Consider the following 12,567-nt stretch of genomic DNA (forward strand, 5'->3'; position numbering starts at 1 on the left):
TCGTCTCGATGTAGGGGGCTTAGTCCATCCCTAATCTATCCCTAAATCGCTTCTTTGCGTGGTGCGGCCTGGGTGCTGATCGCGGCATTGACTGCGGCGAGATTGGCGCCTCGATCCGCCGATGGAATCCACTTCGCATAGTCGCGCATCATCACTTGGACCGAGTGGCCATGCTGCATTGCCACCCACATCGGATTGGCCCCGGCCATCAGGGCAAGGGTCACGCTGGTGTCCCGGCATTCCTTTGGTGCCCTGTACCTCACGCCTATTGCGCGTAGTGTCAGGCGCCATGCCCTGCGCTGCGACTGTTCATCATGGTAGGGCGCTCCGGTGTTGGGGTTATAGAACACCTCGGCATTCATGGCTGCAGTTCTGGCGCGCTGGCGCTGGATCACGCTTGCCGCGCGTTGATTCAACTCGACAGTGCGCTCCACATTGGTCTTGGTACGGTCCTTCTCCATGGTCATAACCTTGGAGCGGCGCACAAGTACCGTAGACTTTCGCAAATCCACATCCTCCCATCTCAGCGCAATGTGCTCACTTGCCCGCAAGCCAGCGAAAAACGAGAACTCGAAATAATCCGCCATCACATCGCCAAAGCGCTTTTGCATTTCCCTGAGAATCAGCTCAACCTCATCAGGCGCAAAAGGATCTGGGTTTGCCTTCTGGATTTTCTGATTATCAATCCCCTCGATAGGATTGGCTATGCGGCTGGGTGGTTTGCAAATCAGGTCGAAAACACCGCGCATGGGGATCAGAATATTATTCTGCGTTTTGCGTGATAGACCTTTCATTTTTCGACCCGTCTCTAAATCAATACGATCCTTGCTGAGCGTTGCCAAATGGGTAAGCACCATTTCATGGCTGATCTTCTCCGGTCGCAGCTTGCCGAATTTTGGAACCCAATAGGCATTTAGGTGCCTTATGTAAATGGCGTGGGTTGAATGCTCCAGACTCCGAGCGGCCAAGGTTTCCCAGACTTTGGCCCATTCTGCGAAGGTGCGGACACCAGCCTCGCTTTCTGGCTGGTGCTGCTGCAGGTGCTTGTAGTCGGGGAAATGTGCTGCAAAGCTGAAAGTGCCATGCTTTATTTCCTCGACTATGGTTGCTCGCAGCCGTGCTGCATGTTTTAGATTCGCTGCAGTAGGGCGTAGATCAAGCGTAGGAGAAACCTGCTTGCCATTCCATGTAAAGCGAACCTCTATGCGGTCGCCTCGCGGTCTAACACCTCCTGTCGTTGCTTTGCGGCCCATTGGTAATAACCTTCCATGTCAATCAAAATATTGTTGTCTGGAGCGCGAACATATTCCCGGCCTTCAACCCAGACGCCCCGATGAATCTTTGTCTCTACTGCGCGATCAGAGTATCCAGTCTCTGCGCAGAATTTGACTATGCGTACAAATCGTGCGGCCATCATTGCTCCTTTCTTATCGCATTGACATTGCGCAGCGCCCGCTTGGCGGTGGTGAGGTGCTGGCGCTGCACCTCATGCTGCGCTTGGTCCTGGTCATCCTTGAACCCGTCGCGCTTCCATTCGCGCAATACGACTTCCATCCAGTTGACGGCATGCCAAAGGGCGACTGTTTCAACCTTGGCCAACTTGGTCAGACCTGCAGTTTTCTGGTCGGCCTTCAGCTTTTTGGTTGTCCTGCTGGCCGCTCCAGATTGAGCACTCATGCGGGCTGGAGCCTGATTAACGGCTTTCAAGTGGCCGCCAATTTCGTTATTCATTGCGATCTCACTTGTAATAGGTGATGCCGTCTTTGCAGATCCAGCCGGTTTTACTTGGCGTCGTGGTTTGTGCATTGACGGGCTGGTCACTGGTGCCAGTGCTAGAGCCGGATAAGCGTACGCTGTCGGTCTTCGATATCACCTTGCATTCATTCGCTGTCTTAAAGGTCTCCCATTCATGCCGTCTTTTGCGATCAACGGAAAACTCCATGAGTAAAACCATTGCTGCAATGAGTAGCAGGGCTCCAAAAAATAGCTTGTCGATCATGGCTTCGCCTTTGAATTTTCTATTTCGTTTGTTTGAGAGTGCGGGGTTAATGATGTCTGCCTAGCCCGGCGCTCTGCAATCTCCTTGAGAATGTAGAACGCGGAGCCGGTGCGCTGCGGCGGCTTAGGGGGTGGTGGTGCGTAATGCCTGGTCATTCCAGTACCCCCAAGTCGCCGTCTGCGATGCGCTTAGCGGCTTGCAGCAGGTATTCCACCCCATGCAACACGCCGTCATCGCGGTTATCGTCGTTCACGATATAGAAGAGATGGAGGATCTTGCTCAGGTCTGCTGAGAGGTCGGGCAGCGGTCCGGAACTGAGGTTTCCAGTTTCCTTGGCCTTCATCGCCTCATCAGTCGCTTCGCAGTACATGTCCAAGAGGTCTCGCAAAGCAAACACCTCTTCTGAATTGGCGTGCTCTGCATAGTGGAAGATCACGCTCCTGGCGCAATCCATATTCACATAGGAACGCCAATGCAGCTCATTCAGTTGATCTTGTGTGAACTGTTGGGCGCTTGCGGCGGGCTCTGTCGTGTGAAGCGGCGCTTGTACAGGGCTCGGACGCGGAATGTGCGTGAACAAAAGCATGTCAGGCCTTGTCTCGGTGATCACGCCCAGCTTGACCCCTGCTTGATTGATAGCGGCTGTACGCTCAAGGGACTCGGTATCTCCTGGGACAAGGCGCGCGGCATTGATGCAGGCGGCAATATCGTAGCCAGCGTTTTCATGGTTGTTGTTCCACAAAATGCCCTTGGCTGCATTGGACGCGATCATTGCGGCAATGTTCAGTAGCCGGTCTGAGTCACCACTATGTGCGTGGTCCTCATCAGTCAGAGCCGCTGTATCAAGATCAAGCGCGATTTCACGGAAGAGTGCCCTTTCTTCTTCAATGGTTGGGGCCTGCGCTGCTCGCTGGATAGGTGGCTGTGGCTTCTGGCTCTGAACCGCCGGATCTGTCTTGCGAGTGGCTCTTTTTGCCGTGGCCTTTGGCTTCTCTGCTACTGCGATCATTCTTCTTCTCCTCTGAATGGGCGTGAGCCTTTGAACAGTTCGCGGTGTACATCACCAGCGGTGGTGCCATCTCCGTCAAGGTATGCCATCAACTTGCCATTGAGTGCCTGGATGCGCAGGCCATAGCAGCGCAGCAGACCTTCCAATGTCGCAGGGTTGTAGTCCTCCAGCCAGTCACCAAGCTTGACGATTTCCTCGGCTACGACGCCAACATCCCAGGTGCATTGCAATGCCAGCACCTTCCCTGTGCGACCGGCTTCATGAACTGGGGTATCTTTCAGCTCGTCATCACTTCTTTCCACGCGGCGGATTGGTGGCGTAGGACGGTCGCGGAAGGGTTTTGCGCCAGCGAAGGTAGTCAAGGCCCGAAGATCTTCGAGTATGGCGGGCAGTCCTGATAAGGCGGCATGCAGGCGCTTGGAGAATTGATCGATGTGATCAACCAGGCCAAAGGCATGGACCGCTACGGGCAAGTCAAGGCCCGTAGCCGCTTCCAAGCAGAGCGCGGTTCGGTCGAGGTGCTGGTGCAACTGCTCAAGAGCTACCAGGACACCAATGGGCTCGTCGATTTCGTCTGGATTGCGCAGCACAAACACAACGCTGTTTGCCTCATACGCTGCCAAAGCTGCACCGGGTATATCGTCCAATCCGGTCTCAGCCAGCTCTGAGCACATAAAACCCAGGATCTGCAGTGCGCTGGCTTGCAGTTGTGCTGCTTCGTCTTGCAATTGAGGCTTCGCAGCAGTCTTGCGGGCAGGGCTGCGCTTGGCACCCTTCGCGGGGTGCGCGATAATCGCTTCCATGATCTGAATTCCTTGCTATGGTTTTTGATCTAGAAACCCTTGAGCGCTCTCACCTGCTCAGGGGTTTCGTCTTTGGGGTCAAGCTGGAGCCCCTACAGGAACTGCAATCGGCTGGGTGGCCTGCTGGCGCTGTCCGGACAGCTTCAGGACTGCAGCAGAGAGATCCGCCATGGATGCAGCCATAACCTGCACACTTTCCATTGCCTGGGTCAGTGCCTTGTCAGTAACCGTTGGCGCTGGGAGTGCTGGCGGTGTTTCGTATTCAGCGATATGACGGCTGGCGATTGCGAGTGCCTCGGTGAGTTCGCTACGCGGAATATCGCGGTAGTAGACCTTGAAATGAGCCTTCAGCTTGGCCCAACCCTGTTTCAAGAAGCCCGCACGCTGCTTGATGGGTAGTGCTTCCGCTGCTTCGGTAAGCACGTTACGAAGTTCATCCGCTTCTTCCTTGGACAATTTGTCAGTGTGCCCAGCAGAGTAGGGGAGCTTGGCGTGTGCGGCCAGCTTCTTCTCCAGCTCGTCCATGCGGTTGACAACACGATTACGCAGAACGATGTCGTAACCAGTTACCAAGGTCAGCGTGAGGTTGCGATCGAGATCCACCTGAATCAGGTATCCGCGCTTGTCCCAATGCAGGGTAAAGCCTTGATTTTGTTCATGGTGCAGATCTGCACCATCTTCAAAGCATCCCCTGAATAGGGCATCTCCGTTGTCTCGGATGTACTGCCCACGCTGGCTCACTTTTCCGGCAGGGATCACGCTGTCTATGTAATCACCGCAGAACAACGTAACAAGCATCACACGGGTTTCACGCAGAACCTGCTTGTGCTCTTTGCCAGTGACCTTGGCAATTTCCTTGGTGCTCATCTTGGCGGGGATGCCGCCGCTTTTCACGATGCTGCTCATTGCGACGCTCCTTCCATGTTGACAGGGGCGCCCTCAGGCTTGCGGGACTTGCGCAGCAGTCCACGGATCAGGCCATAGGCGTATGCTGTGCCGTTCTCTAGGTCTTCCGTCACGAATTGCTCCATGACGTTTGTGGCCAAGTACAACGCTGCCTCGTCCACGGTGTCGCCCTCACAGTGATGACGCCATGTTTCGCGTGCTGTGTCCTCGCCGAGCCTGAAGGCATCATCGCGCTCGGTATCCACCGTGATCTGAGGCGTCACGGTGCTGTCTGTTGTAACTTTCAAGGGTTTCCTTTCTGCGCAACTTCGCGCTCAAGTAGACGGACGATCAGGCTATTCAGGCTGATGTGCTCTTGCTTTGCATGGGCCTTGGCGGCTTCCTGCAGCGCAACTGGCACTCTCAGGGTGAAGGTGACTTGATCTTGGTTGCTGCTCATAGCGAATCTTTCATGTGACACTGTTATGGTGTCGCGTTTGAATTATGGATGTGACACTGTTATGGTGTCAATAGCCAGTGACACTGTTTTGGTGGAAAATTGAGGCCATGGACGAAGAAGACCGCTACACCAGAATTACTCTACGCATACCCAAAGAGCTGCATACCTCTTTGAGCGAGGCGGCAGAAAAAACCTCGAAGAGCTTGAACGCAGAAATTATTGGTCGGCTTTCTGACTCGTTCTCTTTTAAGCATGAGGCAGACGAGAGCGCCGCAGAGCGCGTTGAAGCAATTGGCAGGCGCGTGGAGAGAAGCGCCAAGGAGGCTCACTTAGCAGTGTTAATCATGGGGCTGCAGAGCCAGCTCCGCGATTGCGAACACCGCCGCACACGCCAGCTAGAAATCGTCAAGGCCATTTCTGATGCTGTCATGAAAGCTGAAGAAGATGATCCAGTGAAATGCAGAGCGCTTGAGTCTGAACTTAGTGCTGAAGGCAAATGGCTGTCTGAGATCAACATGGAGTACGCGCGCCTGGTGGCAGAACTGTCTAATCTGCAACAGACCTGGTCCGAGTTGGTCGGGGTCGGCGCGCATTAGTGATGTGATCAGATATTGCTCGCTTCAAGGCGGCAGCGCCAGTACCTCATCCACGGTTAGCGCATCCTCGTATGGCCAAGCCTGGTCACACAGCTTGGCCAGCGCCTTCAAGGCCTTGCGTTCGCCCCGTCGGGTGTCGGTAACGGCCTTGTCTGCAGCATCCCTTGCGGCCATGAGTTGCGGGCTATAGAACACCACATACACGGCTTCATGGGCTTTGCGCTTCGCGCGGCGTGCCTCCAGTCGTAGGCGCTGGGCATCACGCCAGCGGCGAGCTGCTACAGCGATTGCCATCAGTTGACGCTCTTGCATTTATGGCTACCTTTCACTGGATCGGGAACACCGGGCCGCTGTACAGGTCATCAGGGCCAATGTCAGCCTGGGCAATGAGGCGTTCGACCACTTCAACGCTCACGCCATGCTTGTCCGCGATCTGCTGTGACGTATAGACCGCTTGACCATCGGCCCCTACATGAGTGGCTTTCGGCATCAGGTCCATCTCTTTAGCCATGGCAGCCATTTCCTTTTTGAACGACTCCGGCGCAAACTTGTGCATCTGTGCGTACAGATGGGCATGCTCAGGCTTGTGTATGGCGGCATTGCCTTCACGTTTCCTGATCTCTTTAAGCGCGCGGCCAGCTTCCCAAAAACGCGGGTCAATGCCATCGGGGCCGGGTCGCGTGAAATTGGGATTGCTCTCTGGCTCATGGCTTCCCGGGTGCTTCTTTGCAACCAGTGGCGGCATGTCGCCTCCGCCTGATTTGGCCTGGCTGAATTCCTCCCGCATGATTTGGCCTTGCACCTCCTTCGGTATCAAGTCCATAGCCTCCTGTGCAAGATTTCTCAGGCGTGGATTCGGTTCATTGCGGCGCAGCAGATTCCATACTGTGCCGGTATGCTTGAATCCACGTTTCTCAGCTTCTTGCAAGATCCGTTCAACCATCCGCATAGCGTTTGCGCGGCCTGTGGGAGTGGTTTCAGCTGGATCGCCAAAGATTACATCTCCAGCCATCAGGAGCACACCGGCCAAGTTGATAAGGTATCCCTCGCTGCCGTCCGGATTGGGGATGAACATGGGCTTTTTCGACATAGTTGGATTCCGAGTTAGGGTTACAGGCGTTGGCGCGCGGCGCGCTCGACTTCTTCGCGGCGATCCAGGCGGGCGCGGCGCTCAGCCCATTCGTTGCGCGCGTTGCGCCATACGAGGCTGCAGGCCCAGCGGGCAGCAGTGGACCACTTGGCACCAGCCCAGCGGCGCATCTTGAAGAGGCGATAGGCGAGAGAGAGTTGTTCAGCCATGGTGGGCTCCTAGAAAAACAAAAGCCCGCTGGTGTTGCGGGCTGGTGGATTGAAGAAACCGCTGAGCAAGCGGCTTGTGTGATCAGCCAATAATTTGGCCGGTATAGATGAATTTTTCGGCAATCTTGATGAGCTTGCCCATTAGCAGAGCGGAATCTGGCGTGAGCATTTTGGCTACTTCATGTGCCTCGGGTTCGTTCAAGATGTAGATCAGCAGGTAGCCGTGAGTAGGATCCTGGGCATAAACTAGCACTCGATCACTGGTCTTGCGTCCCCGTCGCAGCCATTGAGCATTCCATCTGCGCAATGGCTGGGCATTGGCCAGTGGCACCAAGTGAACATGGCGCAGTCCCATGGAGCCATCGGAAAGTGTCGGGGCAATGTATAAGCCGTCTTTGCCAAAGAAATAGGAACTGTATTCGCCATCGTTGCGCCACTTCTCAAACTCAGCAGCGAATGCCTCTGGAGACTCTCCAAGCCTACCTAACTGCTTGCAGATCGCAGCGGTACATTGCGTCTTCATGAGAGAAGGAGTCAGATTTCCAAGTCGGCGAAATCTTCCAGCGCCGCCCTGGCACTAAAAAGGCGGGCGTTAGCTGGATTGGAAATCTTCTGAAATGTGCGCACAGCATTGCCCTTTGTGGGCGAATCGATGACCACCACCTGCTTGCGCTTGGAGGCAAGAGGGCGCACAGAGTAGCCCGCACTGCGCTTGAGAGCGCTGCGTCCATGGGCGTGCGTGTAAATAATGGTCATGCTTAGGAGATTAGCACATTCTCTCCGGCCCTGCTAATTGGCCTGCTGAGCTAGCCCTGGGGTATGGTGCCGGTCCCGTGAGGGCAAGCCAAGCGCGGAGAAGGACACGCTCGGACCGGCGAAACTAAAAGCTATTTACGTACATTTGTGTTCTGCGAATAGAGGAATTGCAAAAACTCGCTGTCATTTGATTTGATCCGTCTTCCTACTGTTTTGTATCGGATCGGGTCGTATCTCTCGCCTGGCAAAAAAACAGATTCCACATCTCGAAGAGCACGCCAACCAAAGCCCCTGAGCCTTAATAGGCCAACAGGGTATCTAACTTTGATTTTTTCAACCGAATCAATCCCATTCCTCTGTAGGGCAAGGTAGGTGCGCGGAGATAGCTCTTTGAATCTAGGATCTTCGATCATAATTTTTATCTATCGATCATGTTTTATTGATGCTTTTTCCTAGTATTTCAAAAATTCTTGCCCGCCACAACAAGACATTGCTTGAAGTTGATGCTTACATCCGACATTCCTGTTAACAGTCGTTGAAACCTAAGCCCTCTGTCACAAGGCTTGGGTTTCCCGCCCGGATGCGCTCCGGGCAGGCGCGCTGGGATTCCAACCAGCGTTGCCGTTGTTGATCTTGGTCGCATTCACCTCACCAAATTCAACCTTGCAGGGTTACGGCTGGGCACCGCACAGAGCTGCGGCCATGCCCGCAGATGCATTGAGCCGGGCGAATGCCTCACATAGGAGAGGCAAGCAACATCGGCTAGGCTGACTTTTTAAAGACCTGAGAGGGTGCTGGCGCGATCACTGGCACTCATCGCCTGGTGCAACTCCCACTGCACTCCTCTGGAGCTGGACCGCCCGCTGCATCCTGTAGGGCTTATGGGGGCCGGATCGCTACCCCTTCGGTCGTTTCGCGTTTGTTGCTGCGACGGGATGTAATGTACAGCATTGCTGTATTAAATCAAGCGATGCACGATTCCTGACTAAAAAATACAACATTACTTGATGATGAAGAGCAAAGAAAAGCCGCCTAGGGTGGCGGCTGTTTGGAGGCAGGAGGATGCTTATGCAGGAATAAAGGCGTCTGGTGGAACGCTTCCCGCAACACGGTGGATGCTCTCAATCTCATCCTTGGAGATGGTCATTGGTGCGTATCCATTGTTGATGCTCAGCAACTGAATCTCATCATCACGTATCCAGTTCAATTGCTTGAGGAGCTTGTGTCCATCAGCGAGCTTCACAACAACGTCTCGACCTGGTAGCGCCTCAATTCCTGGCGTGACAACAATGAACTCGCCAGCTCGGTAACGTGGGTGCATGGAGTCGCCTTTTACTCGCACGGCATAGGCTGACTGGTCTTTGACCCAGTATTCAACAAAACCCTCGCCATGGCCAACTGGGTATTGCATCTCCTCTAGGAAGCCATCTGGTCCAGCTTTGACATGCCCAACAACAGGGATCAGGCGCGAAGGGGCCAGAGCTGGAGCCAAAGCCACATTGGTTGTTTCAATTGGTGATTCTGTAGAGCGCCCCGTCAGCAGATCGACGCCAAAAATGGATGCTAGGACAGGTATCCACTTTTTATCCATGCGCCCAGTTGCAAACCAGCCTTGCACAGTCTGTGGCGAGCATGGTTGCTCAGATATCTCCTCACAGAGCAGCGCCAAGTGCCTTTTGGTCTTCTTCCCGTCAGTGGGATTCCATGCTGCAAATGCAATAGCAAGCCGTGTCCGCACCAATTCAGCGGTGGATTTGTCGGATGGTGGTGAATCAAGCATCACTGTATTCTCGTTCTCAAGGTGCCGATCAGCCAATGCTTTATTTAATACAGCAATGCTGTATCATCAGCACATCATGGCGAAAGCACCTAACCCTCATTTTCTAAAAGCCATTGCTGTTTTTGGCAGCGAGGCCGCATTGGCGCGGGCAATCGACAAGCCTGCCCAGTTCATCAACCAGATCAAAAAAGGGGAACGCCCCATGCCTGATTCCTGGGCTCCTTTGATTGAGCTGGCGACTGCAGCGCTTGGCAACAAGATTCTTTGCGAAGACCTTGCGCCTGGCTTTCCCTGGCACGGCGTGCGCCAGCAGCCAGCTCACGCCTGATGGCTTGCTTTCGCTAATTCCACCGAACTACAGCGAAACCGAATGAGCGCCTCCCCATTGCACCAATTGATCTGCAGGCTGCTTGTCTGCAGCAGACGCGTTTTCGTTCCGGACGCATCGACGTTGGTGCTCAGCACTGTGCGCTGCGATTCGTGTACGAGGGCTCCCAGCAATTGCGGGAGGCGGGTGGTGGAGGTGGTTTGCGTTTTCATGGGCTCAATCCTCGGGCATAGCGCCTATCGAGTCCATGTCCAAAAAAAGGAGATCCGGACATGAGTGCAGTTGATTGTGTGAGCCGTGGAGTGAACAACTACCCAGGGGGCCGCGCCGCGATCCGTGCCCGCCATTGCCCCGACAAGGTAGATGACACATTCCGCAAGGAACTCTCGGGAGCCGCTACCCACAAGCTGGGCTTGGCTGATGGCATCGCCATTGCCGCCATGTGCTGCGAGCTGAAAACGCCTCACTGCTACGACCTGGCGAATTTCGTGGCCCAGGAGTGCGGCGGGCGCTTCGAGCTGGCGGGCGAGTCTGGACCAGTCGAGCAAAGCCCAATCGCCAAGGTTTCCAAGCTGGTGCTCGAAACCTCGCATGTCACCTCCGTGGTGATCGATTCCATGCAAGACGGCGTGATCAGCGACAACGAGCTGGCTGTGATCGAGCGCGAGATTGCAGAAGCCGAAGAGGCATTGCGTCTGCTGCGCCAAGCCGCCCGTGCTGTGAATGCTGCTGGCAAACCTGCCAGTGAGCGCCGCCATCTGGATCTGCCGGTGCGCTCGATGCGCGACGAGGCTGCGACGGCCTAAGTTTTCGCCGACGACCAGGGTAGCTCCCGCAAAGCAGATCCACCACCTGCCGGTCGTTGGCCTTCTATCAGTGGTGCTCCTTCCTTTTTGTGGTGGACACATGACAACAGCAGTACAGCAACAAGACGAGATCCAAGTCACTTTCAGCAAGGGTGGCCAGATAGTCATCTCTCAGGACACCTCAGACCTTGATAGACCCACAAGCCATGTCTTTGTGGCCATCACAAACGTGGATGCACTGATCCGCGCAATCCGTTCTGCAAAGCAGAGAGCGATAAAAGAGGAGGGCTGACTATGGCAGGTGATTGGATCAAGATGCGCGGGAACCTGTGGGATGACCCCCGCATTGCTGCCTTGGTGGACGCCACCGAAACCAGCGAGGCGGCAGTAATCGGTGGCCTGTACTGGCTCTGGGCAACTGCTGATCAACACACTGAGGACGGCTTGATGCCGGGCCTAACTCTGCGGCAGATTGACCGCAAAACGGGTGTTGCTGGTCTGGGAAAAGCCCTGTGCGATATCGGATGGCTTGCGGAAAGACCAGAGGGTGTTTGCTTGGAAAACTTCACCGAGCACAACGGAGCGTCCGCAAAACGTCGGGCTTCAGAAGCCCAAAGAAAAGCAAATTCGCGCAAGCCGTCCGCATCGGATGCGGACAAGTCGCAGACAAGCAACGGACATGAGCCGGAAGAAATTCGCCAAGTTGCGGAGCTAGAGAAAGAGAAGAGAAGAGAAGAGATAGATAACTCCGTAGCTATCGCTACGGGCGGCAGTGCCGCCAGCCTTCCAGCCGAGCTGCCAAAGGATGAGTTGTGGAAAGCGGGGAAGTCATTGCTGATGCAGGCCGGGATGCCAACGGCGCAGTGCGGCAGCTTTGTCGGCAAGTTGGTGAAGGACTACGGAGAAGGGGTGGTGGTTGAAGCCGTGAGAGCCGCTGTGGTGGCGCGGCCTGCAGACCCTGCCCAGTACCTGAAAGCAGCCTGCATGCGAGCGGTTGGCAAGCGTTCTGGAGGAGGCGGGGCAGTGGCTGGCGCAAAACAACAGAACTTTGATCCGAGCTACTACGAAGGAGCGGGGAACTGGTAATGACTGAAATCCGAAACGAACACTGCCCCATCCATGGGGGCTACAACTCCCGCCGGAACCGGGAAACAGGCAAGTGGGCGCGCTGCTGGGGCTGCGTGGACGCCGAAATCAAGGAGCTGGAGGCTATGGAGCGCCAGCAGGCTCAAGCCGCAGAGGGTGAGAAGCTGCTGGCGCGAATGATCGAGGAGAGCGGCATGGAGGGGCGCATGTTGCTCTCCAGCTTCGAGAACTACACGGCAGCCAAGCAGGCCCAGGCAAATGTTCTGGCAGCGTGCCGCGCCTTCGCTGAGTCGGCCGAGCTGGACGGCGGGAAAAACATCTGGCTCATCGGCCCCCCTGGAACCGGCAAAACCCACCTGGGCAGCGCCATGGTCGGCCACTTCATTCGCGCACGCGGCATCCCTGCAGCGATCTACAGCGCCCGGGAGATTGTGCGCATGCTGCGCGCCAGCTGGGACCGGAAATACGACCCCGAGGTGGAAACAGAGAGCCAAGTGATCGACCGCTTGGGTGAGATCGGCTTGCTGGTGCTTGACGAGGTAGGGGTGGGCTTCCGCTCCGATGCTGAGCGCATCCAACTGCTGGACGTTATCGACCGCCGCTACAAGCTGGGCCGTCCTACCGTGGTGCTGTCAAACCTGCGTGCTGACGATGTGAAGGAGGTGCTAGGCGTGCGGGCCTTTGACCGCCTGCGTGATGGCGCAGAAATGCACATCTGCAACTGGGAAAGCCATCGCAAGGGGGCGCAATGAACGCAAGG

The 12,567-nt window shown here is 55.5% G+C and carries 21 protein-coding genes; 6 read left to right on the plus strand and 15 right to left on the minus strand.

Annotated elements, in window-relative coordinates; genetic code table 11:
* Positions 1–41: 41 nt before the first annotated feature.
* From HNP33_RS10120 to HNP33_RS10155, 8 genes are all read right to left on the minus strand, one after another.
* Complete coding sequence (locus HNP33_RS10120; protein ID WP_184707944.1) at positions 42–1,253, minus strand: site-specific integrase; 1,212 nt, start codon at positions 1,251–1,253, stop codon at positions 42–44.
* Positions 1,254–1,413: 160 nt separating this feature from the next.
* Positions 1,414–1,731 (minus strand): hypothetical protein, encoded by a 318-nt coding sequence (locus HNP33_RS10125; RefSeq protein ID WP_184707947.1) that lies wholly within the window; start codon positions 1,729–1,731, stop codon positions 1,414–1,416.
* Between the two features lie 7 nt (positions 1,732–1,738).
* Entirely contained in the window at positions 1,739–1,999 is a 261-nt protein-coding gene (locus tag HNP33_RS10130; RefSeq protein WP_184707950.1) for a hypothetical protein, read from the minus strand.
* A 151-nt stretch (positions 2,000–2,150) separates the two neighbouring features.
* Positions 2,151–3,008 carry a hypothetical protein gene (locus HNP33_RS10135; RefSeq protein ID WP_184707953.1) on the minus strand — a complete coding sequence of 286 codons (858 nt, stop codon included), beginning with the start codon at positions 3,006–3,008 and terminating at the stop codon, positions 2,151–2,153.
* The gene (locus HNP33_RS10140) at positions 3,005–3,811 is read right to left on the minus strand and encodes a hypothetical protein (RefSeq protein WP_184707956.1); all 807 of its coding nucleotides are present in this window, start codon (positions 3,809–3,811) and stop codon (positions 3,005–3,007) included. Before HNP33_RS10140 ends, HNP33_RS10135 begins: the two co-directional genes overlap by 4 nt.
* A gap of 78 nt (positions 3,812–3,889) precedes the next feature.
* Positions 3,890–4,717, minus strand: a complete 828-nt coding sequence (locus HNP33_RS10145) for a hypothetical protein (RefSeq protein ID WP_184707959.1) — start codon at positions 4,715–4,717, stop codon at positions 3,890–3,892.
* On the minus strand, positions 4,714–5,004 hold the full coding sequence (locus HNP33_RS10150; protein WP_184707962.1) for a hypothetical protein: 291 nt from the start codon (positions 5,002–5,004) through the stop codon (positions 4,714–4,716). Before HNP33_RS10150 ends, HNP33_RS10145 begins: the two co-directional genes overlap by 4 nt.
* Complete coding sequence (locus HNP33_RS10155) at positions 5,001–5,156, minus strand: YlcI/YnfO family protein (protein WP_184707965.1); 156 nt, start codon at positions 5,154–5,156, stop codon at positions 5,001–5,003. The genes HNP33_RS10150 and HNP33_RS10155 overlap by 4 nt, the downstream gene beginning before the upstream one ends.
* Before the next feature lie 107 nt (positions 5,157–5,263).
* On the opposite strand from HNP33_RS10155, the gene HNP33_RS10160 reads away from it, so the two are divergent.
* Entirely contained in the window at positions 5,264–5,752 is a 489-nt protein-coding gene (locus tag HNP33_RS10160) for an Arc family DNA-binding protein (protein ID WP_184707968.1), read from the plus strand.
* A gap of 24 nt (positions 5,753–5,776) precedes the next feature.
* On the opposite strand, the gene HNP33_RS10165 is transcribed toward HNP33_RS10160, so the two are convergent.
* The 6 genes from HNP33_RS10165 to HNP33_RS10190 all read right to left on the minus strand — a co-directional run bounded on the left by HNP33_RS10165 (position 5,777) and on the right by HNP33_RS10190 (position 9,398).
* The gene (locus tag HNP33_RS10165) at positions 5,777–6,046 is read right to left on the minus strand and encodes a hypothetical protein (protein WP_184707970.1); all 270 of its coding nucleotides are present in this window, start codon (positions 6,044–6,046) and stop codon (positions 5,777–5,779) included.
* Between the two features lie 31 nt (positions 6,047–6,077).
* Positions 6,078–6,842 (minus strand): hypothetical protein, encoded by a 765-nt coding sequence (locus tag HNP33_RS10170; protein WP_184707974.1) that lies wholly within the window; start codon positions 6,840–6,842, stop codon positions 6,078–6,080.
* A 20-nt stretch (positions 6,843–6,862) separates the two neighbouring features.
* Positions 6,863–7,051, minus strand: coding sequence for a hypothetical protein (locus tag HNP33_RS10175; RefSeq protein WP_184707977.1), 189 nt, complete (start codon positions 7,049–7,051; stop codon positions 6,863–6,865).
* An 82-nt stretch (positions 7,052–7,133) separates the two neighbouring features.
* On the minus strand, positions 7,134–7,574 hold the full coding sequence (locus HNP33_RS10180; RefSeq protein ID WP_184707980.1) for a type II toxin-antitoxin system YafO family toxin: 441 nt from the start codon (positions 7,572–7,574) through the stop codon (positions 7,134–7,136).
* A gap of 11 nt (positions 7,575–7,585) precedes the next feature.
* Positions 7,586–7,807 carry a hypothetical protein gene (locus tag HNP33_RS10185; protein WP_184707983.1) on the minus strand — a complete coding sequence of 74 codons (222 nt, stop codon included), beginning with the start codon at positions 7,805–7,807 and terminating at the stop codon, positions 7,586–7,588.
* Positions 7,808–8,873: 1,066 nt separating this feature from the next.
* Positions 8,874–9,398 carry a S24 family peptidase gene (locus tag HNP33_RS10190; RefSeq protein ID WP_184707986.1) on the minus strand — a complete coding sequence of 175 codons (525 nt, stop codon included), beginning with the start codon at positions 9,396–9,398 and terminating at the stop codon, positions 8,874–8,876.
* Between HNP33_RS10190 and HNP33_RS10195 the strand changes: the two genes are divergently transcribed.
* Positions 9,397–9,915: a transcriptional regulator gene (locus HNP33_RS10195; RefSeq protein ID WP_184749454.1), complete on the plus strand. Its 519-nt coding sequence runs from the start codon at positions 9,397–9,399 to the stop codon at positions 9,913–9,915. The two genes, HNP33_RS10190 and HNP33_RS10195, sit on opposite strands and share 2 nt — an antisense overlap.
* On the opposite strand, the gene HNP33_RS10200 is transcribed toward HNP33_RS10195, so the two are convergent.
* Positions 9,906–10,127 carry a hypothetical protein gene (locus HNP33_RS10200; RefSeq protein WP_184707992.1) on the minus strand — a complete coding sequence of 74 codons (222 nt, stop codon included), beginning with the start codon at positions 10,125–10,127 and terminating at the stop codon, positions 9,906–9,908. The two genes, HNP33_RS10195 and HNP33_RS10200, sit on opposite strands and share 10 nt — an antisense overlap.
* 60 nt (positions 10,128–10,187) lie before the next feature.
* Here HNP33_RS10200 and HNP33_RS10205 point away from each other — a divergent pair, with 60 nt between their 5' ends.
* From HNP33_RS10205 to HNP33_RS10215, 4 genes are all read left to right on the plus strand, one after another.
* Positions 10,188–10,721: a phage regulatory CII family protein gene (locus HNP33_RS10205; RefSeq protein WP_233464469.1), complete on the plus strand. Its 534-nt coding sequence runs from the start codon at positions 10,188–10,190 to the stop codon at positions 10,719–10,721.
* Positions 10,722–10,821: 100 nt separating this feature from the next.
* A complete protein-coding gene (locus HNP33_RS20860; RefSeq protein ID WP_184707994.1) occupies positions 10,822–11,013 on the plus strand; it encodes a hypothetical protein in 192 nt (63 codons plus the stop codon).
* Between the two features lie 2 nt (positions 11,014–11,015).
* A complete protein-coding gene (locus HNP33_RS20865; protein WP_221452044.1) occupies positions 11,016–11,807 on the plus strand; it encodes a hypothetical protein in 792 nt (263 codons plus the stop codon).
* Positions 11,807–12,559 carry an ATP-binding protein gene (locus HNP33_RS10215; protein WP_184707997.1) on the plus strand — a complete coding sequence of 251 codons (753 nt, stop codon included), beginning with the start codon at positions 11,807–11,809 and terminating at the stop codon, positions 12,557–12,559. The genes HNP33_RS20865 and HNP33_RS10215 overlap by 1 nt, the downstream gene beginning before the upstream one ends.
* Positions 12,560–12,567: the final 8 nt, after the last annotated feature.

The organism is Comamonas odontotermitis (genome assembly GCF_014207855.1).
Classification (GTDB): domain Bacteria; phylum Pseudomonadota; class Gammaproteobacteria; order Burkholderiales; family Burkholderiaceae_C; genus Comamonas; species Comamonas odontotermitis_A.

Excerpts from the sequence above, each read along its gene's own strand:
- HNP33_RS10120 (WP_184707944.1), bottom strand. The coding sequence starts at position 1,253 with ATGGGCCGCAAAGCAACGACAGGAGGTGTTAGACCGCGAGGCGACCGC.
- HNP33_RS10125 (WP_184707947.1), bottom strand. The coding sequence starts at position 1,731 with ATGAATAACGAAATTGGCGGCCACTTGAAAGCCGTTAATCAGGCTCCA.
- HNP33_RS10130 (WP_184707950.1), bottom strand. The coding sequence starts at position 1,999 with ATGATCGACAAGCTATTTTTTGGAGCCCTGCTACTCATTGCAGCAATG.
- HNP33_RS10135 (WP_184707953.1), bottom strand. The coding sequence starts at position 3,008 with ATGATCGCAGTAGCAGAGAAGCCAAAGGCCACGGCAAAAAGAGCCACT.
- HNP33_RS10140 (WP_184707956.1), bottom strand. The coding sequence starts at position 3,811 with ATGGAAGCGATTATCGCGCACCCCGCGAAGGGTGCCAAGCGCAGCCCT.
- HNP33_RS10145 (WP_184707959.1), bottom strand. The coding sequence starts at position 4,717 with ATGAGCAGCATCGTGAAAAGCGGCGGCATCCCCGCCAAGATGAGCACC.
- HNP33_RS10155 (WP_184707965.1), bottom strand. The coding sequence starts at position 5,156 with ATGAGCAGCAACCAAGATCAAGTCACCTTCACCCTGAGAGTGCCAGTT.
- HNP33_RS10160 (WP_184707968.1), top strand. The coding sequence starts at position 5,264 with ATGGACGAAGAAGACCGCTACACCAGAATTACTCTACGCATACCCAAA.
- HNP33_RS10165 (WP_184707970.1), bottom strand. The coding sequence starts at position 6,046 with ATGGCAATCGCTGTAGCAGCTCGCCGCTGGCGTGATGCCCAGCGCCTA.
- HNP33_RS10170 (WP_184707974.1), bottom strand. The coding sequence starts at position 6,842 with ATGTCGAAAAAGCCCATGTTCATCCCCAATCCGGACGGCAGCGAGGGA.
- HNP33_RS10175 (WP_184707977.1), bottom strand. The coding sequence starts at position 7,051 with ATGGCTGAACAACTCTCTCTCGCCTATCGCCTCTTCAAGATGCGCCGC.
- HNP33_RS10180 (WP_184707980.1), bottom strand. The coding sequence starts at position 7,574 with ATGAAGACGCAATGTACCGCTGCGATCTGCAAGCAGTTAGGTAGGCTT.
- HNP33_RS10185 (WP_184707983.1), bottom strand. The coding sequence starts at position 7,807 with ATGACCATTATTTACACGCACGCCCATGGACGCAGCGCTCTCAAGCGC.
- HNP33_RS10195 (WP_184749454.1), top strand. The coding sequence starts at position 9,397 with ATGCGCCCAGTTGCAAACCAGCCTTGCACAGTCTGTGGCGAGCATGGT.
- HNP33_RS10190 (WP_184707986.1), bottom strand. The coding sequence starts at position 9,398 with ATGGATAAAAAGTGGATACCTGTCCTAGCATCCATTTTTGGCGTCGAT.
- HNP33_RS10200 (WP_184707992.1), bottom strand. The coding sequence starts at position 10,127 with ATGAAAACGCAAACCACCTCCACCACCCGCCTCCCGCAATTGCTGGGA.
- HNP33_RS10205 (WP_233464469.1), top strand. The coding sequence starts at position 10,188 with ATGAGTGCAGTTGATTGTGTGAGCCGTGGAGTGAACAACTACCCAGGG.
- HNP33_RS20860 (WP_184707994.1), top strand. The coding sequence starts at position 10,822 with ATGACAACAGCAGTACAGCAACAAGACGAGATCCAAGTCACTTTCAGC.
- HNP33_RS20865 (WP_221452044.1), top strand. The coding sequence starts at position 11,016 with ATGGCAGGTGATTGGATCAAGATGCGCGGGAACCTGTGGGATGACCCC.
- HNP33_RS10215 (WP_184707997.1), top strand. The coding sequence starts at position 11,807 with ATGACTGAAATCCGAAACGAACACTGCCCCATCCATGGGGGCTACAAC.